The sequence below is a fragment of the Saccharospirillum sp. HFRX-2 genome, assembly GCF_043196805.1.
In the GTDB taxonomy this organism is placed as follows: domain Bacteria; phylum Pseudomonadota; class Gammaproteobacteria; order Pseudomonadales; family Natronospirillaceae; genus Saccharospirillum.
In genome coordinates this window covers 99,183-119,791 of sequence record NZ_JBEBMU010000003.1, presented here as the reverse complement: position 1 = coordinate 119,791, position 20,609 = coordinate 99,183, and the positions used below count along the sequence as shown (strand labels likewise).

The 20,609-nt window shown below is 57.6% G+C and carries 19 protein-coding genes; 13 read left to right on the top strand and 6 right to left on the bottom strand.

Features of this window, described 5'->3' with window-relative positions:
* Positions 1-5: 5 nt before the first annotated feature.
* The gene (locus ABMA60_RS08910; RefSeq protein ID WP_392801726.1) at positions 6-674 is read right to left on the bottom strand and encodes an alpha/beta hydrolase; all 669 of its coding nucleotides are present in this window, start codon (positions 672-674) and stop codon (positions 6-8) included.
* Between the two features lie 123 nt (positions 675-797).
* Between ABMA60_RS08910 and ABMA60_RS08905 the strand changes: the two genes are divergently transcribed.
* Together ABMA60_RS08905 and ABMA60_RS08900 are read left to right on the top strand one after the other, a co-directional pair.
* Complete coding sequence (locus ABMA60_RS08905) at positions 798-1,562, top strand: dienelactone hydrolase family protein (protein WP_392801723.1); 765 nt, start codon at positions 798-800, stop codon at positions 1,560-1,562.
* Between the two features lie 65 nt (positions 1,563-1,627).
* Complete coding sequence (locus ABMA60_RS08900) at positions 1,628-1,963, top strand: DUF3703 domain-containing protein (protein WP_392801719.1); 336 nt, start codon at positions 1,628-1,630, stop codon at positions 1,961-1,963.
* A gap of 6 nt (positions 1,964-1,969) precedes the next feature.
* On the opposite strand, the gene ABMA60_RS08895 is transcribed toward ABMA60_RS08900, so the two are convergent.
* Positions 1,970-3,124: an L-lactate dehydrogenase gene (locus ABMA60_RS08895; protein ID WP_392801716.1), complete on the bottom strand. Its 1,155-nt coding sequence runs from the start codon at positions 3,122-3,124 to the stop codon at positions 1,970-1,972.
* 140 nt (positions 3,125-3,264) lie between these two features.
* On the opposite strand from ABMA60_RS08895, the gene modA reads away from it, so the two are divergent.
* The 10 genes from modA to ABMA60_RS08845 all read left to right on the top strand — a co-directional run bounded on the left by modA (position 3,265) and on the right by ABMA60_RS08845 (position 15,315).
* On the top strand, positions 3,265-4,035 hold the full coding sequence (gene modA, locus ABMA60_RS08890; RefSeq protein ID WP_392801713.1) for a molybdate ABC transporter substrate-binding protein: 771 nt from the start codon (positions 3,265-3,267) through the stop codon (positions 4,033-4,035).
* Positions 4,032-4,724 carry a molybdate ABC transporter permease subunit gene (gene modB, locus ABMA60_RS08885; RefSeq protein WP_392801709.1) on the top strand — a complete coding sequence of 231 codons (693 nt, stop codon included), beginning with the start codon at positions 4,032-4,034 and terminating at the stop codon, positions 4,722-4,724. Before modA ends, modB begins: the two co-directional genes overlap by 4 nt.
* The gene (modC, locus tag ABMA60_RS08880) at positions 4,721-5,794 is read left to right on the top strand and encodes a molybdenum ABC transporter ATP-binding protein (RefSeq protein WP_392801707.1); all 1,074 of its coding nucleotides are present in this window, start codon (positions 4,721-4,723) and stop codon (positions 5,792-5,794) included. The genes modB and modC overlap by 4 nt, the downstream gene beginning before the upstream one ends.
* Before the next feature lie 281 nt (positions 5,795-6,075).
* Positions 6,076-7,146: a multiple monosaccharide ABC transporter substrate-binding protein gene (gene chvE, locus ABMA60_RS08875; RefSeq protein WP_392801705.1), complete on the top strand. Its 1,071-nt coding sequence runs from the start codon at positions 6,076-6,078 to the stop codon at positions 7,144-7,146.
* A gap of 42 nt (positions 7,147-7,188) precedes the next feature.
* On the top strand, positions 7,189-8,733 hold the full coding sequence (gene mmsA, locus ABMA60_RS08870; protein WP_392801701.1) for a multiple monosaccharide ABC transporter ATP-binding protein: 1,545 nt from the start codon (positions 7,189-7,191) through the stop codon (positions 8,731-8,733).
* Between the two features lies 1 nt (position 8,734).
* The gene (mmsB, locus tag ABMA60_RS08865) at positions 8,735-9,937 is read left to right on the top strand and encodes a multiple monosaccharide ABC transporter permease (protein ID WP_392801698.1); all 1,203 of its coding nucleotides are present in this window, start codon (positions 8,735-8,737) and stop codon (positions 9,935-9,937) included.
* A 101-nt stretch (positions 9,938-10,038) separates the two neighbouring features.
* Positions 10,039-11,799 carry an IlvD/Edd family dehydratase gene (locus tag ABMA60_RS08860; RefSeq protein WP_392801696.1) on the top strand — a complete coding sequence of 587 codons (1,761 nt, stop codon included), beginning with the start codon at positions 10,039-10,041 and terminating at the stop codon, positions 11,797-11,799.
* Between the two features lie 11 nt (positions 11,800-11,810).
* Positions 11,811-12,581 carry an SDR family NAD(P)-dependent oxidoreductase gene (locus ABMA60_RS08855; RefSeq protein WP_392801693.1) on the top strand — a complete coding sequence of 257 codons (771 nt, stop codon included), beginning with the start codon at positions 11,811-11,813 and terminating at the stop codon, positions 12,579-12,581.
* 206 nt (positions 12,582-12,787) lie between these two features.
* Entirely contained in the window at positions 12,788-14,374 is a 1,587-nt protein-coding gene (locus tag ABMA60_RS08850) for an aldehyde dehydrogenase (NADP(+)) (RefSeq protein WP_392801690.1), read from the top strand.
* A 20-nt stretch (positions 14,375-14,394) separates the two neighbouring features.
* The gene (locus ABMA60_RS08845) at positions 14,395-15,315 is read left to right on the top strand and encodes an SMP-30/gluconolactonase/LRE family protein (protein ID WP_392801688.1); all 921 of its coding nucleotides are present in this window, start codon (positions 14,395-14,397) and stop codon (positions 15,313-15,315) included.
* A 161-nt stretch (positions 15,316-15,476) separates the two neighbouring features.
* On the opposite strand, the gene araD1 is transcribed toward ABMA60_RS08845, so the two are convergent.
* Both araD1 and ABMA60_RS08835 read right to left on the bottom strand, forming a co-directional pair.
* Positions 15,477-16,475, bottom strand: coding sequence for an AraD1 family protein (araD1, locus tag ABMA60_RS08840; RefSeq protein ID WP_392801686.1), 999 nt, complete (start codon positions 16,473-16,475; stop codon positions 15,477-15,479).
* 182 nt (positions 16,476-16,657) lie between these two features.
* Positions 16,658-17,383, bottom strand: coding sequence for a FadR/GntR family transcriptional regulator (locus ABMA60_RS08835; RefSeq protein ID WP_392801683.1), 726 nt, complete (start codon positions 17,381-17,383; stop codon positions 16,658-16,660).
* Between the two features lie 182 nt (positions 17,384-17,565).
* Between ABMA60_RS08835 and ABMA60_RS08830 the strand changes: the two genes are divergently transcribed.
* On the top strand, positions 17,566-18,501 hold the full coding sequence (locus ABMA60_RS08830; RefSeq protein WP_392801681.1) for a hypothetical protein: 936 nt from the start codon (positions 17,566-17,568) through the stop codon (positions 18,499-18,501).
* A gap of 4 nt (positions 18,502-18,505) precedes the next feature.
* Here ABMA60_RS08830 and ABMA60_RS08825 read toward each other — a convergent pair whose 3' ends face one another.
* Complete coding sequence (locus ABMA60_RS08825) at positions 18,506-19,300, bottom strand: ATP-binding cassette domain-containing protein (protein WP_392801678.1); 795 nt, start codon at positions 19,298-19,300, stop codon at positions 18,506-18,508.
* The gene (locus ABMA60_RS08820) at positions 19,297-20,577 is read right to left on the bottom strand and encodes a sugar ABC transporter permease (protein ID WP_392801676.1); all 1,281 of its coding nucleotides are present in this window, start codon (positions 20,575-20,577) and stop codon (positions 19,297-19,299) included. The genes ABMA60_RS08825 and ABMA60_RS08820 overlap by 4 nt, the downstream gene beginning before the upstream one ends.
* Positions 20,578-20,609 lie beyond the last annotated feature (32 nt).

Below are 20,609 nucleotides of genomic sequence, written 5' to 3'. Positions count from 1 at the left end.
CGGATTCAGTCCAGCGGCGCGGTCAGCCGCTGGCGCAACCAGGCGGCGATATCGCGAATCTCCGCCATATCGACAGAGTGCTCCATCGGGTAGGTGTGGTAATCCACCGAGTAACCTCGCGACTTGAGCGTATCCACCGCTCTGTTGCCCAGCGTTTGCGGCACCACCGGATCGAACATGCCGTGACAGGCGAGCACCGAAATAGCTTTGTTAGCATCGCTGCTGCGATTGGTTTCAGCCGTCGCAAAGTAGGTCGACAGCGCCATCAGCCCGCCCAACGGCTCGGGGTGACGCAGCGCCGCCTCATAGGCCACGGCGCCACCTTGAGAAAAACCGGCGATGATAATGCGCCGGCTGTCGATGCCGCGTTCACGTTCACGGGCGATAAAAGCATCGACGGCGTCGGCCGAAGCTTCCAACTGCGCAGTGTCGATGGTGCGGTCGATGTCGATGGCAGTGATGTCATACCAGGCCGGCATACGCATGCCACCGTTAACGGTGACCGGAATAGACGGCGCGTGCGGGAAGATAAAACGCACCGCCAGATCGTCCAGCTGGAGTTCGGGCACGATGGCTTCGAAATCGTGGCCGTCGGCGCCCAGGCCATGCAGCCAGATGATTGTGGCGGTCGGTTCCGGATGGGTTTGCAATTCGACGGCAGGTAACAGTGCCATGTTCTACCTTCATAGTTCAGACTGTGTACCGGAGTATAAAGACTGCCGCTGTTCGCGCCGAGTCTGATCTGGCTATCGCGATGGCACGTACTGTTTCAACCACTTCATCCCGAGGAGAAGTTCATGAAACCGCTGCAGTTAATCTTTGCCGTCTTTACCCTGTCGCTGGCCGTTGTGCTCAGCGCCCGCGCCGACATCACCGGCACCGACTACGACTACACCATCAACGGCACCGCCTACCAGGGTTATGTTGCCCACAACAGCAATCTGGATGAAAGCCGGGGCACCGTGCTGATTATTCACGACTGGGATGGTCTGACCGATTACGAAAAACGCCGCGCCGAGATGCTCGCCAGCCTGGGCTACACCGCCTTCGCCATCGACGTCTTTGGCCGCGACAACCGCCCCACCTCCATGCAGGAAAACCAGCAGCGCACCGGTGAAATGTACGCTGACCGCGCCGCTTTTCAGCGTCGTTTAACGGCGGCTCTGGATGCAGTGGATGACATTCCCGGCGGTACCGATAACGTCGTCGTCATCGGCTACTGTTTCGGCGGTGCGGGCGTATTGGAACTGGCGCGTACCGGAGCTGAGACCGAAGGTTTTGTCTCCTTCCATGGCGGCCTTGGCCTGCCTGAAGGCCAGGATTACGACGACGTTAGCGCCCCGGTATTGATTCAACACGGTTCCGCCGACCCGGTTTCCGGCATGAGCGATGTCGCCGCCCTGCTCGACGCGCTGCAAGCAGCCGGTGTTGAACACAACGCCCAGATTCACGGCGGCGCACGCCATGCCTTTACCGTTTATGGCAGCGGCGATTACGACCTCGATGCCGACCGCGCTTCCTGGCAGGCGTTAACGGCGTTTTTGGAAGAGCGCCTCAACTAACCCCTTGAAGCTACAACGACTGTAGCCTTCATGCTGGCATTCCAACCCACCTCCGGAATGCCAGCATGCCCCTCACACCGCGCCGCCAGGCTTTTCTCGACGCCATGAACAAGGCCCGCTTCGCCTATCAAAACGGCGATCTGGACGAAGCTTTCTATCAACTGGAAAACGCTCATGTACTGGGGCAGACCCGAACCGGCGAGCACACTCTGAGTCACTGGTGGATGTTGAAGATCGGCTGGTGCCGCAGCGATACCCGCGAAGTATGCGGACAACTCACACGCATCCTGGCATCCCTGCTGTTCAGCCGGCTGTGGGTGCCGACCGGTAACACAGGCGGTGCCAATGTCCCGGCCGTTAAACCGATGCCAATCCGGGAAGAACTGCGGCGCTATTTTTAACCGGAATCAGGCGCCAAAGACGTGCGGATTCACCAGATTGTGTTGGCCGACATTCAAAATATCCCGCTCACCACAAAGCGCCATCGAGATATCCAATTCCCTGTGCAGAATGTTCAGCACATCGGTGACGCCCTGTTCACCCGCCGCACCCAAGCCGTACAAAAACGCCCGGCCGATGTAGGTGCTTTGTGCACCCAGAGCGATGGCTTTTAAGATCTGCTGGCCGCTGCGAATGCCGCCATCGAAATGCACTTCGATGTCGTTGCCGACCGCATCGAGAATCGCCGGTAAGGCTTCGATGCTCGACGGCGCACCGTCCAATTGCCGACCGCCGTGGTTCGACACAATGATCGCATCGGCACCGGTTTTGACGGCTGACCTGGCATCCTCCGGATCCATAATGCCTTTCAGAATCACCGGGCCGCCCCAGCGTTCTTTGATCCAGGCGATATCATCCCAGGACAGCTTCGGATCGAACTGTTTCGCCGTCCATTCTGACAAGGATGACAAATCCTCCACGCCGGTAACATGGCCGACGATATTGCCGAAGCCATGGCGTTTGGTGCCCAACATCCGCAAACCCCAGGCTGGTTTACTCATCAATTGCAGGATTGAATTGAGCGTGAATTTCGGCGGCGCCGACAGACCATTGCGCAGGTCTTTATGACGCTGGCCGAGAATCTGCAGATCGAGCGTAATCACCAACGCCGAACAACCCGCAGCTTTAGCGCGGTCGATTAACCGGCCGATAAAGTCGCGATCGCGCATCACATACAACTGAAACCAGAACGGCTTTTCAGTATGGGCGGCGATGTCTTCAATGGAGCAGATGCTCATCGTCGACAGCGTAAAAGGCACACCGAATTTTTCGGCCGCTTTGGCGGCTTTAATTTCGCCATCGGCCCATTGCATACCGGTTAACCCGGTCGGCGCCAGCGCCACCGGCATGGCGACCTTCTGGCCGATCATGGTGGTTGCAGTGGAGCGGTTGGTCATATCGACGGCGACGCGCTGGCGGAATTTCAGTTTATTAAAATCCATCTCATTGGCGCGGTAGGTCGATTCGGTCCAGGAGCCAGAATCGGCGTAGTCGTAGAACATACGCGGTACGCGGCGGCGGGCGAGTTGCTGGTAATCGTGAATATCGCAGGGCTTGGCCATCGGAAGTCTCGAACTGAAAAACAATCGACGCACTCTAGTAGCGGCGCTACCGGCCTGTCCATAGACCTTTGTATCTACCTTGCCTGTCTATTGATGATCGTCAATGATGTCGACCTTGTGACTGCAGATTTGAAGTTCCCATGCCGCTTTATCGTTTGTTAACCCTGTTACTTTGTCCATTACTTGGGCTAGCCGCCCAACCGCTGTGGGCCGATACCGTGACCGCCGCCGTCGCCGCCAATTTCACCCGGCCGATGCAGGCCCTGGCCGATCGCTTTGAAGCCGACACCGGCCATCAACTGCGGCTGTCCTTCGGTTCTTCCAGCCAACTCTTTGCCCAGATTCAAAACGGCGCGCCCTTTGATGTGTTTTTGTCGGCCGACCAGGCCAAGCCGCAAGCCTTGATCGATGCTGGCGATGCACTCGCGGGTTCAGACTTTACCTACGCCGTCGGCACGCTGGCGTTATGGTCGGCCACGCCAGACCGTTTCAGTAACGGCGAAGCGCTGTTGCGCAGCGGCGACTTCAATCGCCTGGCCATCGCCAATCCACGATTGGCGCCCTATGGCGCAGCGGCAATGGAAGTATTGGAGCGGCTGGGCCTGAACGAACAACTCGCCGATCAATTGGTGCTGGGACAAAACATTGCCCAGACGCATCAGTTTGTTGCCACCGGCAATGCGGAATTGGGATTGGTGGCGCTGTCGCAGTTGGTCAATCATCGCAAGGTGCCGACCGGCACCACCTGGATTATCCCCAACAACTATTACCACCCCATCCGCCAGGATGCGGTCTTGCTCAGTCGAGCCGAAGATAACGCCGCCGCCCTGGCGCTGTTGGATTATCTGCGCAGCGATACCACTCAGGCATTGATTGAAACGTATGGTTATCACATCGAGGTGCCAGGGTGACACTGAGCAGCGCCGACTGGAACGCCCTCTGGCTGACGCTGCGTCTGGCCAGCGTCTCAACCCTGGTGCTATTGGTACTGGGGACGCCCTTGGCCTGGTGGCTGGCGCGCACCCGCTGCTGGCTGAAAGGACCGATCGCTGCTTTGGTTGCCTTGCCTTTGGTGTTACCGCCCTCGGTGCTGGGTTTTTATCTGCTGATTTCACTGGGCCCGAACGGACCCATCGGACAACTGACTCAGGCGTTGGGCATTGGCTTGCTGCCGTTCACCTTCACAGGCCTCGTCGTCGGTTCGGTGCTCTACTCTTTGCCCTTTGTAGTTCAACCGATTCAGAACACTTTCCAAGCCATCGGCGATCGCCCGCTGGAAGCGGCCGCCACCTTGCGCGCCGGGCCCTGGGACCGGTTCTGGACAGTAGCGGTGCCGCTGGCCCGGCCGGGTTTTATCAGCGCTACCGTACTCGGCTTTGCGCATACCGTTGGCGAGTTCGGTGTGGTGTTGATGATTGGCGGCAATATTCCGGATGAAACCCGCGTCGCCTCGGTGCAGATCTACGACCATGTAGAAGCCTTGGCTTACGATCAGGCCCATACACTGGCCGCCGTCTTGGTGGTGTTTTCCTTCGCCGCGCTGGCGGCGCTCTACACCTTGCAACGGCGCAGCACTCATCTGAATTGGGGGCGCTCATGAGCGAGCCGCTGCAACTGCGTTTTCAACATCGCTACCCGGGCTTCGCGCTGGACGTCGATCTGAAGCTGCCGGGCAATGGCATCACTGCACTATTTGGTGCATCTGGTTGCGGTAAGACAACTCTATTGCGCTGCATTGCCGGTCTGGAAAAAGCTCAGTTGGGCCATTTAACGGTCGCCGGTGAATGCTGGCAGGATGAGCAGAAATTCCTGCCCACTCACCGTCGCCCGCTCGGTTATGTGTTTCAGGAATCGAGTCTGTTCGACCATCTGAATGTCGCCGGCAATCTCGATTACGCCGCCAAACGTGCCGATGCCGGTAACACGCCATTATCGCGTGCCGACATCATCGAACTATTGGGTTTGGACAAACTGCTGCAACGTAAACCCGCCGAGCTTTCCGGTGGCGAACGTCAGCGTGTTGCCATTGCCCGCGCCCTATTGATCAACCCCAGCCTGCTGCTGATGGACGAGCCCTTGGCCTCGCTCGACACCCAGCGCCGCGCCGAAATTCTGCCCTACCTGGAAAGCCTGCACGACGAACTGGCCTGCCCGATTCTCTACGTCAGCCACGCCGCCGAAGAAGTCGCCCGCCTGGCCGATCATCTGGTGGTCATGCAGGCGGGGAACGTCAGCGCCAGCGGCCCGCTGACCGAACTGCTCAGCCGCGCCGACGACCCACTGCGCTTGGGCGACCAAGGCGGTGTGGTGCTGGAAACCCGCCTCGCTGAACGCGATAACGACTGGGGCCTGATGCGTCTGGAAAACGGCGCGCTCAGTCTCTGGGTCGGCGATAACGGCAAGGCGCTCGATGCCGCCATACGAGTGCGTATTCTGGCGCGCGACGTCAGCCTCAGCCTGAGCGAAGCCAGCGATTCGAGCATTCTTAACCGCTTACCGGCGCGCATTATTGAGCTTACCGACAGCGATGACGCCAGCATTACCGTGCAACTTCTCGTCGGCAGCCAGACGCTGCTGGCGCGCCTGACACGGCGTTCGGTCGCCCAGCTTAACCTCCAACCCGGCCAGCACGTCTGGGCACAAATCAAGTCGACGGCGCTGCTGCGCTGAGCCCCGACCGCTGCTTCTTACAGTGGTTGCGCATAAAATCTTATTATAATACATTTAATTTCAATCGGGCCTTATCGGCCCGGTGCAGCGCTCCGTCCCGACAATAAACAAAGCAGGGGATGAGCTTTTCCTGGTTTGATCGGCAACAGCGGTCAAACAGCGCTGCAAAAAATACACGATCCCGAAAAAGTGCCTTTGCTCAGTACCGGAGCGGGCCAACCAACAACAATATTGCTGGCGGCAGTGATTCACAGCGCTGTAACGCCTTGGGAGAACAACTCATGACTGTCTTTAAGACCGCAGCCCGGCTGTGCGCTTTGTCGCTCGCCACCGCTTTTACCGCAACACTGGCCACTCAGGTCGCCGCTGAAACCGTCGGCATCGCCATGCCCACCAAGTCATCCGCGCGGTGGATTTCCGACGGCGAAAGCATGGTGCGCCAATTCGAAGAAGCCGGTTACGACACCGATCTGCAATACGCCGAAGACGACATTCCGACGCAGTTGTCACAGATTGAAAACATGATCGTTAAAGGCGTCGATGTACTGGTGATTGCGTCCATCGACGGCACAACATTGTCGTCAGCGCTGCAACAAGCGGCCGACCTGGGCATCGAAGTGATCGCTTACGATCGCCTGATTCGCGGCTCAGCAAACGTCGACTACTACGCCACCTTCGATAACTTCCAGGTTGGCGTTTTGCAGGCGCAATACATTGTCGATGCGCTGGATCTGGCAGACGGCGATGGCCCTTACAACATCGAACTGTTCGGTGGCTCGCCCGACGACAACAACGCCTACTTCTTCTACAACGGCGCCATGTCGATCCTGCAACCTTACATCGACAACGGCCAGTTGGTCGTTCGCTCCGGCCAGACCGGCATGGACACCGTTTCCACACTGCGCTGGGACGGTTCAGTCGCTCAGGCGCGCATGGATAACCTGCTCTCAGCTTACTACTCCGATGCCCGCGTCGATGCCGTGCTGTCGCCTTACGACGGTCTGTCCATCGGTATTATTTCTTCGCTGAAAGGCGTTGGTTACGGCAGCGGTAATTTGCCGATGCCGGTAATCACCGGTCAGGACGCCGAAGTGCCTTCAGTTAAATCCATCCTCGCCGGCGAGCAGACCATGACGGTGTTCAAAGACACCCGCGAACTGGCGCGCGTCACTGTCGGTATGGTCGATGCGTTGTTCCGTGGCACCGAGCCGGAAATCAACGACACCTCCACTTACGACAACGGCGTCAAGGTGATCCCTTCTTATCTGCTGGTACCGGTCAGTGTCGATGAAGACAACTGGGAAGACGTCCTGGTCGACAGCGGTTACTACAGCGAAGACGACATTCGCTAAGCCCTTTGGCTGGCCGGCACCGCCGGTCGGCCTTTTTTTGGTATGAGAGGGTGCGCAGTGAACACCATTTTAGAAATGCGCGGCATCACCAAAACGTTCCCGGGTGTGAAAGCGCTCAACAACGTTAATCTGGCCATCCGCGACGGCGAAATTCACGCTCTGGTGGGCGAAAACGGCGCCGGTAAATCAACCTTAATGAAAGTCCTCAGCGGCGTGCATCCGCACGGCAGCTACGACGGCGAGATTCTGTTCGACGGTGAAGAGCGTCAGTTCAAATCCATCGCCGACAGCGAGCGCCTGGGCATCATCATCATTCATCAGGAACTGGCCTTGGTGCCATTACTGTCGATTGCCGAGAACATCTATCTGGGCAATGAACAGGCACACAACGGCATTATCGATTGGCCACGCAGTTATTCTCAGACCGAAAAGCTGCTCGCCAAAGTCGGACTCAGCGAAGCACCGGGTACGCCAGTGGGCGAGCTGGGGGTGGGCAAACAGCAGCTCGTTGAAATCGCCAAGGCGTTATCAAAAAACGTGCGCCTGCTAATTCTCGACGAACCCACCGCCAGCCTGAACGAAGCCGAAAGCGCCGCCTTATTGGAACTGCTCAAGGAGTTTCGTGCTCAGGGCATTACCTCCATTTTGATTTCGCACAAACTCAACGAAGTCAAACAGGTGGCCGACACCGTCACGGTATTGCGCGATGGCGCCACCGTCAGTCGGCTCGATTGTGCGACTGAAGAAATCAGCGAAGATCGCATTGTTTCCGACATGGTTGGACGCGCCTTATCAGATCGTTTTCCGCCACGCAAACCGAACATTGGCGACATCGTTTTTAAAGTGCGCAACTGGAATGTGTTCCATCCGCAGCAGTCCGATCGGCAGATTATTCATAACGTCAGCCTGGATGTTCGCGCCGGAGAAATCGTCGGTATTGCCGGCTTGATGGGTTCCGGTCGTACTGAACTGGCGATGAGTATTTTCGGCCGCGCTTATGGCCAGAAAATCAGCGGTGAAGTGACGCTGCACGACCAGCCGATGGACGTCAGCACGGTGCAGCGAGCGGTCGGTTCCGGCCTCGCCTACGCTACTGAAGACCGCAAAACCTACGGCCTGGTATTGGACGATACCATCAGCCGCAACGTCTCCATGGCCAACCTCGGCGCCGTCAGCCGGGGAGCGGTAATGAACGATCAATATGAAGACAACGTCGCCGAAGGTTACCGCCAAAAAATCAATATCAAGACGCCGCATGTACAGCAAAAAGCGGTCAATCTGTCCGGCGGTAATCAACAAAAAGTGGTGCTGTCGAAATGGCTGTTTACCGACCCTGAAGTGTTGATTCTGGATGAACCAACCCGGGGTATCGACGTCGGCGCCAAATACGAAATCTACAGCCTGATCAACGAACTGGCTGCTCAGCACAAAGCCATCATCGTCATCTCTTCAGAAATGCCTGAATTGCTCGGCATCAGCGATCGCATCTACGTCATGAACGAAGGCGAGCTGATCGGCGAACTGCCGCGTGAGCAGGCATCGCAAGAAGCCATTATGACGATGATCATTCAATCCGGGAGACACTGACATGTCGACACAAGCATCCGTGGACCAGCCCAAGGCAAAGCAGCCATCGCTGGGCGGTTTCTTCAAGTCGCATCTGCGCGAATACGGCATTTTGATCGCCCTGGTGGTGATCATGGCGCTGTTCCAATTTTTAACCGACGGCATTCTGCTGAAGCCGCTTAACCTGACCAATCTGTTTTTGCAGAACTCCTACATCATCATCATGGCGCTGGGCATGTTGATGGTCATCGTCTGCGGCCATATCGATCTGTCGGTCGGTTCGGTGCTCGGTTTTATCGGTGCGCTGGCGGCGGTGATGATGGTGCAATGGGAATGGTCGGCGCCGGTCACCTTTGTCGCTTGTCTCGCCGTCGGCACGCTGATTGGTATGGCGCAAGGTTACTGGATTGCCTATTACCGCATTCCGGCCTTTATCGTCACTCTGGCCGGCATGCTGGTGTTTAAAGGCCTGACGCTGTGGTTGCTCGGCGGCCAGTCGGTCGGTCCGTTTCCGGAAACCTTCCAGAAACTGAGCACCGGCTTTCTGCCTAACCTCTTGCCCGGCGATGGCTTCCATATGACCTCCATGCTGCTCGGTATTGCCGTGGCAGCGCTGTTGCTCTACTTCAATATCCGCGCCCGCGCCAAACAGGCACAGTACGGCGCGGCACGCGAGCCATTGCAGTTTTTCTGGCTGCGCAACGGCCTGATCGCCGCAGCGGTAATCTACATCACCTACCTGCTGTCGACCTACAAAGGCCCACCCAATGTGCTGATCCTGATGGCGCTGCTGATTTCCATCTACACCTTCGTGACTCAGCGCACCACCTTCGGCCGGCGCATCTACGCTATCGGTGGCAACGAAAAAGCCGCCATGCTGTCGGGCATCAACACCAAACGCCTGACCTTCCTGACCTTCGCCAATATGGGCATGTTGGCGGCGCTGGCCGGCATGGTATTCGCCGCTCGACTGAATATGGCGACGCCGAAAGCGGGCCTGGCGTTCGAGCTGGATGTGATCGCTGCTGTCTTTATCGGTGGCGCTTCGATGCGCGGCGGTTCGGGCAAAATCATCGGCGCGGTCATCGGCGCCCTGATCATGGGCGTGATGAACAACGGCATGTCCATCCTCGGTGTCGGCATCGACTGGCAGCAGGTGATCAAGGGTCTGGTGCTGCTCGCTGCGGTGATCTTCGACGTTTACAACAAGAACAAGAGCGGCTGAGCGGCCACTTCCTTTTAAACGGGCAAGCCGGGCAACCGGCTTGACAGGCGCTCCGATCACTCCGACCATTTGTATTATTTTATTATTAATAGGGCACCGCCATGACGGCTAATAACGACGGCAAGGGCAGCAAACCAAATTCCAGTACCCCACTGCGTTCTCAGCAGTGGTTCGGTACGCGCGACAAGAACGGTTTTATGTATCGCTCCTGGATGAAGAACCAGGGCATTCCCGATCATCATTTCGACGGCCGGCCGATCATCGGTATCTGCAACACCTGGTCGGAATTGACGCCTTGCAACGCTCACTTCCGGCAGATTGCCGAGCGGGTGAAAAACGGCATTCGCGAAGCGGGCGGCGTACCGGTGGAATTCCCGGTGTTCTCCAACGGCGAATCGAACCTGCGGCCGACCGCGATGCTGACGCGCAACCTGGCGTCCATGGATGTTGAAGAAGCCATTCGCGGCAATCCCATCGATGGCGTAGTGCTGCTGACCGGATGCGATAAAACCACGCCCGCCTTGCTGATGGGCGCGGCCAGTTGTGATGTGCCGGCCATTGTCGTCACCGGCGGCCCCATGCTGAACGGCCAGCACCACGGCGAGCCAGTCGGTTCCGGTACCCTGGTGTGGCGTCTGCACGAAGAGTACAAAGCCGGCAAGATCGGCCTGCAGGATTTCCTCGACGCCGAAGGCGGGATGTCACGCTCGGCCGGTACCTGTAACACCATGGGCACCGCTTCCACCATGGCCTGCATGGCGGAATCGCTCGGTGTCAGCCTGCCGCACAACGCGGCTATTCCGGCGGTCGATTCACGGCGTTATGTGCTGGCGCATCTGTCCGGCATGCGCGCCGTGGAGATGGTGCACGAAGACTTAAAACTCTCCAAAGTGCTGACCCGCGATGCCTTTTTGAACGCCATCCGCACCAACGCCGCCATTGGTGGTTCTACCAATGCAGTGATTCACCTCAAAGCCATCGCCGGTCGCATCGGTGTCGATCTGGAACTGGATGACTGGAATGAAGGTCGCGAAGTACCGACGCTGGTGAACCTCCAGCCTTCGGGCCAGTATCTGATGGAAGAGTTTTATTACGCTGGCGGCCTGCCGGCGGTATTGCGCCGCCTGAACGAGGCCAAACTGATCAAGGGTGACTGCCTGACCGTCAATGGCAAAACCCTGGCCGACAACGTCAAAGACGCGCCCTGCTACAACGACGACGTTATCCGGACCCTCGACAATCCATTGATCGCCAATGGCGGCATCTGCGTGCTGCGCGGCAATCTGGCACCGCGCGGCGCAGTATTGAAACCGTCGGCGGCGAGCCCGGAGCTGATGAACCATCGTGGCCGCGCCGTGGTGTTCGAAAACTTCGACGACTACAAAGCGCGCATCAATGACCCGGATCTGGACATTGATGCCAGCTGCGTCATGGTGCTGAAAAACTGCGGGCCCAAGGGCTATCCGGGCATGGCCGAAGTGGGCAACATGGGTCTGCCACCGAAACTGCTTAAAGCAGGTGTGACCGACATGGTGCGTATTTCCGATGCGCGCATGAGCGGCACAGCCTTCGGCACGGTGGTGCTGCACGTCGCACCCGAGGCGATGGAACTGGGTCCGCTGGCGGCAGTGCGTAATGGCGACATCATTCATCTGGATGCCGACGGCGGCGTGCTCAACCTCGACATCAGTGATGCCGAGCTGGAGCAACGCCTTAAAGAACTGCGCGCCGACCACATCATCGCCCGTGAAGGCGGCTATCTGGAACTCTATCGCGACCGGGTGCTGCAGGCCGACGAAGGCTGCGACTTCGACTTCCTGGTCGGTTGTCGCGGCGCGGCCGTGCCGGCCCACTCGCACTGATCGGAGGCAAGATGCAACTGAGTAATCGTTACCCCAGCCTGGATGGCGCCGTTGTCTTTATCACCGGCGGCGGCTCCGGCATTGGTGCCGGCCTGGTCGAAGCCTTCGCCGACCAGGGCTCGACGGTGGTGTTCGTCGATATCTTAAAAGACGAATCCATCGCCCTGGCGAAAACGCTGAATGATCGTCTCGGCACCGAGCGGGTTTATTTCCACCACTGCGATCTGATCAACGTCGAACAGTTACAGCAAATTATCCGCGATACCGGCGAGCGCTTTGGCCCGATCAAGGCGCTGATCAACAACGCCGCCCAGGACACTCGTCATGATTTCCGCGAGGTCACGCCCGAATACTGGAACGAACGCATCAACATCAACCTGCGACCCCAGTTCTTCGCCGCCCAGGCGGTGTACGAACAGATGAAGCAGGCCGGCGGCGGTTCCATCATCAACTTTGGCTCCATGAGCTGGCACGAGTGCCAGGGCAACATGACCGGCTACACCACCTCCAAAGCCGCCGTACTCGGCATGACTCGTGGCCTGGCGCGCGACATGGGCCCAGACCGCATCCGCGTGAATACGCTGACGCCGGGCTGGGTCATGACCGAACGCCAACTGGCCAACTGGGTTAACGAAGACACCAAGGCGGAGATTCACAGCAGCCAGTGTTTGAAGGAAGAACTCTATCCGGAGCACATCTGTTCGATGGCGTTGTTTTTGGCGTCGGACGATAGCCGGATGTGCACCGCCCAGGACTACATCGTCGACGGCGGCTGGATTTGAGCGGGACAAAGGTGGATTTCAGTGGCAGTTCACTTCGTCAAAACGCCCGTCTCGGCGTTAAGCGAGTTTGAAATAGCGCTGCTATTCCTGCGCTCACTTGCCTTGATACGGACGCTTTGACTTCGTTCCTTTGCCACTGAAATCCGCCTTTGGCCCGCTGAAAAGACAACTGAAAGTAAGAACATAAAATTCAAGGAGACAGCCTTATGAGTATTACCGGTAAGCAACTGATCGGCGGCAACTGGCAGGCCGGAGACGCCGGCAGTTATCAGGCCGTCAATCCGGCCACTGGCGAACAGCTTGGTCCCGAATTGAGCTTTGCCAGCGAAGCTCAGGTGAGTGCAGCGACTGAAGCGGCGGCCAAGGCGCTGCCGGCTTTTGCGGCGACCAGCTTGGAAGACCGCGCGGCTTTTCTGGAGGCTTGTGCCGAACAAATTATGGCGCTGGGTGATGAATTGCTCGAGCGCGTCAGTCTGGAAACTGGCTACCCGCGTGCGCGTGCCGAAAACGAGCGCGGCCGTACCTGCAACCAGTTGAAGATGTTCGCCGGTGTGGTTCGTGCTGGTGATTTCCTCGATGTGCGTATCGACTCCGCCTTGCCGGAACGCACCCCGCCGCGCCCAGATTTGCGCTTTGTTAAGCAGGCGCTCGGACCGGTCGCAGTGTTCGGTTCATCCAACTTTCCGCTGGCGTTTTCCGCTGCCGGTGGCGACACCGCTTCAGCGCTGGCCGCTGGTTGCCCGGTGGTGGTGAAAAGCCATAACTCTCATCCCGGCAGCGGCGAATTGGTCGCTCAGGCCTTGGCAAAGGCCGCTGAGCAATGTGGTATGCCAGCCGGGGTCATTAACTTTGTCGCCGGTGACGGCAATGGCATTGGCAGCCAACTGGTGACCGATCCGAACATCAAGGCGGTGGGCTTTACCGGTTCCTATCGCGGCGGTGCAGCGCTGCATCAACTGGCCAACAATCGACCCGATCCGATTCCGTTTTTTGGCGAGATGGGTTCCATTAATCCGCTGGTCGTTTTACCTGAAGTTTTAAAGGCGAGTGCGAAGGAAATCGCTCAGGGTTTTGTTGGTTCGCTCACCTTGGGTACCGGCCAGTTCTGTGTGAATCCAGGTCTGGTGTTGGGCATTGCCGGCCAGGAACTGGACACCTTTGTCAGCGCCACCGCCGAGGTCTTAACCGGTCAACCGGCCGGAGTGATGCTCAACCAGGGCGTCGCCGGCGCTTATCAAAAAGGCGCCGATAAACTCGGTCAGCAAAGCGGTGTTGAAAGCGTCGCCGCCGGTGCCGAACCAGGCACGCAAGGTTACTGCGGCCAGGCGCGGCTGTATCGCGTTGCCGCCAAGGATTTTCTTGCCAACCCGGCGTTGCAGGAAGAAGTGTTCGGGCCGACATCACTGGTGGTGGTGTGCGCTAACGCGGCCCAGTTGACCGAAGTCGCCAGCGCGCTTTCCGGCCAGCTTACCGGTACACTGCACGGCACCGAAGCCGAGCTTGGCCAGCACAGCGAGCTGGTGCGTATGCTTGAGCAGCGCGTCGGTCGACTGGTGTTCAACGGCTTCCCGACCGGTGTCGAAGTCTGCGAAGCGATGATGCACGGTGGTCCACATCCGGCGTCGAGCGACACCCGTTTTACCTCGGTCGGCACTGCGGCAATCGACCGCTGGCTGCGCCCGGTTTGTTATCAAAACAGCCCGGCCAGTCTGTTACCTCCGGCACTGCAAAACGCCAACCCTTGGCAACTGCGCCGCCGAGTGGATGGACAATGGCAAACCGGCCCGCTATAAGCGGGCTTTTTGGAGTATCAATGACGGATCAACTGGAACTGCTGTTCAGCCTGGATTTGGGCAATGAATTGGGCGAAGCCGTGCAATGGCACCACGCCAGTCAGACGCTGTGGTGGACCGATATTCACCAAAGCCGGCTGTATCGCTACGACTGGGCCAGCCAACAACTGACCGACTGGCACACTCCCGATCGAATAACCTCCTTCGGCATTCTCGACACCCAGCCGGTCCGTCTGCTTGCCGCCTTCGCCGGCGGCTTTGCGCTCTATCAACCGGAAAACGACGACGTCCAATGGCTGGCGCAACCGGAACGGCACCTGCCGGGCAATCGTTTCAACGACGGTCGGGTCGATCGCCAGGGCCGTTTCTGGGCCGGCACCATGCAGGACATTCCTTCCGACACGGGCGATCGCCAACCCGTCGGTACGCTCTACCGACTCGACTCGACTGGCGCCACGCCGGTTATTAACGACCTGACCATTCCCAATACGCTGTGCTGGTCACAAGACAGCCGTCAGCTGTTTCACGCCGATACGCCGACCGGCCAGATTCGTCGTTATGATTTCGATGCCAAAAGTGGCGACATCGACAACGAAACCCTCTTCGCCAAAGCGCCACGCGGCTATCCCGATGGAGGCCTGATCGATGCCGAGGGTTACCTGATGTGTGCGCTTTTTGGTGGCAGCGCCGTGGCACGATTCAACCCAGAGGGCGAGTTGGTGGCACTGCATGAATTACCGGCGTCCCAACCGACCTGCGTCGCGCTTGGTGGCCCCGATCTGAACGTCTTGTTCGTGACTTCAGCCACCGAAGCCATGAGCGACGAACAACTCAAAGCCGAGCCCAAAGCCGGCAGTCTCTTTGCTTATGCCACGCCTTATAAAGGTGTGCCGGAATGCACGCCCGATGCGGCTTTGTTGCCGCAGCCATTAAGCGACTGATTACCTTTCGATAAACAAAGTTGGGCAAGATAGAGTGTTCGCCAGCAGGCAGCTTGATGGCGGGCGTCGGCACACAGGGATGTGTGCCGTCGAGCTTACAGGGAGGTACTTGCAGCGCACCGCCAGCAAGCTGCCTGCTGGCGAATACGACCCCCTGGCGATTAAAGTCCCTTAACGATTACCAACTTCTCATCACCCACAGTCTTCAGCGGATTGCGCAAAGCCCGGCCAAAATCCCTGGCTTCAATTTCAAAAACATCGCCTTCCTGCGCTTCAATACCATCGGCAAAACTCAAGGTCGCGGTACCAAAAAAATGCAGATGCGCATCGCCCGGGCGACGGAACAATTCATACTTAAAATGATGATGTTCCAAATTCGCCAGGCTGTGACTCATATTGGCTTCACCGGACACAAAAGGTTTTTCCCAAACCACTTTATCGCCACGACGCAGTCGCGACATGCCATTAATTTCCTGAGGTAAATCGCCGACCAATAATTCCGGACCCACGGCACAAGGACGCAATTTCGAATGCGCCAGCAACAGATAATTCTGACGTTCAGTCTGGTGATCGGAAAACTCATTGCCCAGCGCAAAACCCAGACGCCACGGCTGGCCGTTATCATCAATTAAATAACAACCGACGATCTCCGGTTCTTCGCCACCATCAAGTGCAAAAGCCGGCGAACGCAACGGCTTACCCGGCGCCGCTACAATGCTGCCATCGCCCTTATAAAACCATTCCGGCTGCGCACCGACTGTTCCATTGGCGGGTTTCCCACCTTCTACACCCTGCCGAAACATCTTCATGCTATCGGTGAGTTCGGCGTCGCTTTTGCCCTGGGTTTTAGCGTGCATACTGTCGCGCGTATCGGCGCTGCCCAGATGCGTAAGACCGGTGCCAGTCACAAACAGATGCGCCGGATCAGGATGGGCAAAAGGCGCCAGCAAGCGTTGTTCGTCGATCAGTTTCTGGTAATCCAGACGCTCATCAGTGGCGCCACGCTGCACCGCTTCTTCCAGGCTTATACCTTCACTGATAGCGCGCTTGGCCAGGTAATAAAGCGAACTTTCCGGGCTGATCGGCTGGATTTCGGTGTCGGAAATTACCCGACCGATCGCCGGTTGGTTGTCATCGGTTAAATACTGAATCAGTCGCATCGTTTTTCCTTTTTTGTTGTTGGTCATCGCGCTGATATCGGATGAGATTCTTATTTATACTATAATAGCATTTTTAACAAAAAGCAGCCTAGCGCCCCGGCCTGAGCCCGTCAACAACTAAGCAAAGATGGATTTCTAAGAAGAGAATCAACAGCGGCTTGGACGTTAAGGTCCCTGGGTCGTCAGGCGGTTTTGCCCGGCTGCTCCAGTTCGCTTTCGATAAAACGCAGGGCTTCATCAATCAGTGCGTACATGGCATCGCGAGCTTCATCGGGTTGCCGGCGCTCGATGGCCTCGAGCACCTTGCCGTGGTCGGCAACGACACCAGCGGGATTACTTTTGAGTACGTTGGTATGACGAATACTGACGTTCAAGGCGGTGCGGGTGAAATCGCGCATGCGAATAAAGAAACGGTTTTCGCTGGCGTAGAGAATACTGATGTGGAAATCGATATCGGCTTCGAGCGAGGCTTCGGCGTCTTTGCCGCGCGCTGCTTCCATCCGATCCAAGGCATCGTGAATGGCGCGCACCCGTTCCGGTTGCGCATGACGCGCCGCCAACCAAGCCGCTTCGGGTTCGATGGCGATACGCATTTGCAAAAATTCCTGCAACACCCGCATCGATGGATTACTTTCCAGCGACCAACGCAGCAGATCGGGATCGAGAATATTCCACTCTTCTTCCGGCAATACCCGAATGCCCTGGCGTTGACGACTGGAAATCATGCCTTTGGCGGAGAGCATTTTAACGGCCTCACGAACAGCGGTGCGACTGACACCAAAGTCCTCGCAGAGAACCGCTTCACTGGGCAGGCTTTCATGAACATTGTATTCGCCACAGACGATGGCGCGACCCAGCTCCTGGGTCATGCGCTGTGACAAGCTCAAATTTCGTTCCAGTACCGCCATTCAGTTCTCTCAGCCGGAAGGTATTACCGATCTGCCAAATCGACAGGGTTAATTATCTTATAATAACACAGCCGAGCGATGAGGCTCCATCAGGGCAAGCCCGTGCCCCTATGCACCGAAATGGTGTCATTTTTTCGTCAGAGGGGCTATATTCCGAGACATAATAAAATGTTCACTGGCCCATGAACGCACCTTCGCTTTACGCCGCGATAGACCTCGGCTCCAACAGTTTCCATCTGGTTGTCATGCGCTCGGATGGCGCTCACTTGCAATCCGTCGAATGCAAGCGCGAACTGGTGCGTCTGGCCGCTGGCGTCGATAACGACACCGGACGCCTCACCAAAGAAGCGCGTAATCGCGCACTACGCTGCCTGAATCATTTTCGCGACGCGCTTCAGCATATCCCCAAAGCTAATATCACCGCCGTCGGCACCAGTGCCTTTCGTCGTCTGGTCGGCGATGTGCGTTTTCTGCATCAGGCAGAAACGGCGTTAGGGCAACCGATTCGAATTCTCAGCGGTGAAGATGAAGCGCGTTATATTTATCGCGGCGTTTCTCAAAGTCGCGATGACAGCGCCCGGCGTTTCGTGCTCGATATTGGCGGCGGTAGCACTGAGTTGATCGTCGGCCGCGGTCGCCAGGCCGAGGTGGTTGCCAGTCTGGATCTGGGCTGCGTAACCTTGACCGGTCAGTTCCTCAGCGGAGACCGCTTAACTGACCAGCAACTGGCTGCTTGTGAGGCACAGGTCGACGCGCAAATCGCGACCATCAGTGATCGCTTCAAAGGGGTTCAGTGGGATGACGTTATCGGCTCGTCCGGCAGCATCAAAGCCGTCAGTTGGGCGCTGAGTAATTTGGGATTAATATCCAACGGGGTGATAGAACGCGGTCAACTGGATCGTCTGCATCCGGTGCTGACGCAGGCAGAAAGTCAGCAGCAACTGTCGCAATTATTGGAACTGAACCCGCGTCGCATTGCCGTTTTTGCAGCCGGCTACATCATTCTGCAGCGCGTTTTTCATGCCTTCGATCTGGATTCGATGCGCATTTCTCATCAGGCTATTCGCGAGGGCCTGATCGATGAAATGATCGAACCGGCCCTCGTCACCAGCAGCTAATCCGTCAGGCGGACTGTTCCACCAAAGCGCCAGGCCCTGCAGTCGCCGCGGCCGGACATTTGCCCAGAATAATCATGCCTAGCACATCGTCCTTAGTGACAGCATTAACCGGCGCGGTGCCGACCAACTGACCATTCTTCATCACGCTGACCCGATCGGACAGATCGAACACATCGTGAATGTCGTGGCTGATTAAAAAGATGCCGATACCCTGCTCTTTCAGGTTCTGAATCAGCTGCGACACCTGAGCGGTTTCTTCCGGACCCAGCGCAGCGGTCGGTTCATCCATGATCAGAATGCGCGCATTAAAATACAGCGCCCGGGCAATGGCGACCGACTGACGTTGACCACCCGAGAGCGCCCGCACCGGATCCTTAAAACGCTTAAAGTTGGGATTCAAGCGACCCATCACTTCGCGGCAGGCGGCTTCCATCGCAGCGTCATCGAGCGTGCCCCAGGCGGTGCGTAATTCACGCCCTAAAAACAGATTGGCCGCCGCATCGACGTTATCGGCCAGCGCCAGCGTCTGATAGATGGTTTCAATGCCCAGCGCCTTGGCATCGCGTGGGTTGTTAATACTGACCGGTTTGCCATCAACGCGAATCTCACCGCTTTGTTTTTGATAGGCGCCGGAGAGAATTTTAATCAAGGTCGATTTACCGGCACCGTTATGACCGAGCAAACCCACTACTTCACCGGGATAAAGATCGATAGAAACTTCATCAACAGCGTTAATGCCGCCAAAGGAAATGGAAATTTTATCCATTTCCACCAGGGGCGTTTTTTGTGTGTCCGTCATAATGTCGCCCTCTTGCGGTAAAGCGTGTCGACCCAGACGGCCAGCACTAGAACCAGGCCGACCACCATGTTTTGCAACGGCGTATCGACACCGACCAAAACCATGCCCGATTGCAGCGACTGCATTACCAGGGCACCGAGCATGGCGCCGGCGACTTTGCCGACACCGCCGGCCAGCGAGGTGCCACCAATAACCGCAGCAGCAATCACATAGAGCTCATCCAAGGTGCCCTGCGCATTGGTCGCAGCGTTCAGACGGGCGGTGGAAATGGCAGCGGCAATGGCCGCCAGAATGCCCATCAAAATAAAGACTTTCATGATCACCCAGCGAGTGTTCACGCCCGCCAGCTCAGCCGCTTCCGGGTTTCCGCCAATGGCAAACACATAGCGACCGAAACGGGTGCGGGTGGCGATAAAGGTCATGACAATACCGACGGCCACCGCCATCAATACCGGCACGGCAAAGCCATGAGAGATGATCAACCCGCCTTCGGGAACGACCATACCCTGAGCTTCAGCGTAGCGAGCTGCGACGCGCTCTGGCCAGTGGTAAGCATTGGCGACCGCAGCGGCGCCCAGCACCGCCGAGCAATAAACCACGGCCATAACCACTTCTGCCCAGATCGGACGCAGCGGGAAATGATGCAGGCGACGGCGACGGCGCCCCATTAACACAGCGGCAATGATCAGCGCGCAAAATACCAGCGCAATCAGCCAGGTAACCGGTCCACCGACCGAGCCTTCCGGTCCGCCGCCCATCATTTGAAAGTGGCTGTCCATCGGTGCAACGGTACGGCCCGAGGTCACCAGCCAGGCAGCACCGCGCCAGGCCAGCAAACCGCCCAACGTAACAATAAATGCCGGCACCGCCAGATAGGCGATAACAAAGCCCTGCAGGGCACCGATCAAAGCGCCGACGACAATGCCGACACCCAGTGCAATCAACCAGGTAAAGGGATGGTCATAACCAATCAGCGGTGGCAACAATTCAGCCTGGGTGACACCAATGATCATGCCGGTGACACCGAGTACCGAGCCGACCGAAAGATCGATATTACGAGTGACAATCACCAGCACCATGCCGGTTGCCATCACTGCGACCGATGAGGTCTGAACGCTGAGGTTCCACAGATTACGCGCACTGAGAAAAGCGCCGTCGCTGGCCAGACCAAAGCCGAGCCAGATCAGCGCCAATACGGCGACCATGCCGAGAATACGTAAGTCGGCTTCGGTCGCAGCAAAAAATCGTTTAACGGGATTGGCGATATTAGCCGCCATGGACTGAGCTCCTAATTACCAGGATTGAGATC

What these genes read in the sequence shown, in the direction of transcription:
- ABMA60_RS08910 (WP_392801726.1), bottom strand. Translation starts at nt 674, where the DNA reads ATGGCACTGTTACCTGCCGTCGAATTGCAAACCCATCCGGAACCGACC.
- ABMA60_RS08905 (WP_392801723.1), top strand. Translation starts at nt 798, where the DNA reads ATGAAACCGCTGCAGTTAATCTTTGCCGTCTTTACCCTGTCGCTGGCC.
- ABMA60_RS08900 (WP_392801719.1), top strand. Translation starts at nt 1,628, where the DNA reads ATGCCCCTCACACCGCGCCGCCAGGCTTTTCTCGACGCCATGAACAAG.
- ABMA60_RS08895 (WP_392801716.1), bottom strand. Translation starts at nt 3,124, where the DNA reads ATGGCCAAGCCCTGCGATATTCACGATTACCAGCAACTCGCCCGCCGC.
- modA (WP_392801713.1), top strand. Translation starts at nt 3,265, where the DNA reads ATGCCGCTTTATCGTTTGTTAACCCTGTTACTTTGTCCATTACTTGGG.
- modC (WP_392801707.1), top strand. Translation starts at nt 4,721, where the DNA reads ATGAGCGAGCCGCTGCAACTGCGTTTTCAACATCGCTACCCGGGCTTC.
- chvE (WP_392801705.1), top strand. Translation starts at nt 6,076, where the DNA reads ATGACTGTCTTTAAGACCGCAGCCCGGCTGTGCGCTTTGTCGCTCGCC.
- mmsA (WP_392801701.1), top strand. Translation starts at nt 7,189, where the DNA reads ATGAGAGGGTGCGCAGTGAACACCATTTTAGAAATGCGCGGCATCACC.
- mmsB (WP_392801698.1), top strand. Translation starts at nt 8,735, where the DNA reads ATGTCGACACAAGCATCCGTGGACCAGCCCAAGGCAAAGCAGCCATCG.
- ABMA60_RS08860 (WP_392801696.1), top strand. Translation starts at nt 10,039, where the DNA reads ATGACGGCTAATAACGACGGCAAGGGCAGCAAACCAAATTCCAGTACC.
- ABMA60_RS08855 (WP_392801693.1), top strand. Translation starts at nt 11,811, where the DNA reads ATGCAACTGAGTAATCGTTACCCCAGCCTGGATGGCGCCGTTGTCTTT.
- ABMA60_RS08850 (WP_392801690.1), top strand. Translation starts at nt 12,788, where the DNA reads ATGAGTATTACCGGTAAGCAACTGATCGGCGGCAACTGGCAGGCCGGA.
- ABMA60_RS08845 (WP_392801688.1), top strand. Translation starts at nt 14,395, where the DNA reads ATGACGGATCAACTGGAACTGCTGTTCAGCCTGGATTTGGGCAATGAA.
- araD1 (WP_392801686.1), bottom strand. Translation starts at nt 16,475, where the DNA reads ATGCGACTGATTCAGTATTTAACCGATGACAACCAACCGGCGATCGGT.
- ABMA60_RS08835 (WP_392801683.1), bottom strand. Translation starts at nt 17,383, where the DNA reads ATGGCGGTACTGGAACGAAATTTGAGCTTGTCACAGCGCATGACCCAG.
- ABMA60_RS08830 (WP_392801681.1), top strand. Translation starts at nt 17,566, where the DNA reads ATGAACGCACCTTCGCTTTACGCCGCGATAGACCTCGGCTCCAACAGT.
- ABMA60_RS08825 (WP_392801678.1), bottom strand. Translation starts at nt 19,300, where the DNA reads ATGACGGACACACAAAAAACGCCCCTGGTGGAAATGGATAAAATTTCC.
- ABMA60_RS08820 (WP_392801676.1), bottom strand. Translation starts at nt 20,577, where the DNA reads ATGGCGGCTAATATCGCCAATCCCGTTAAACGATTTTTTGCTGCGACC.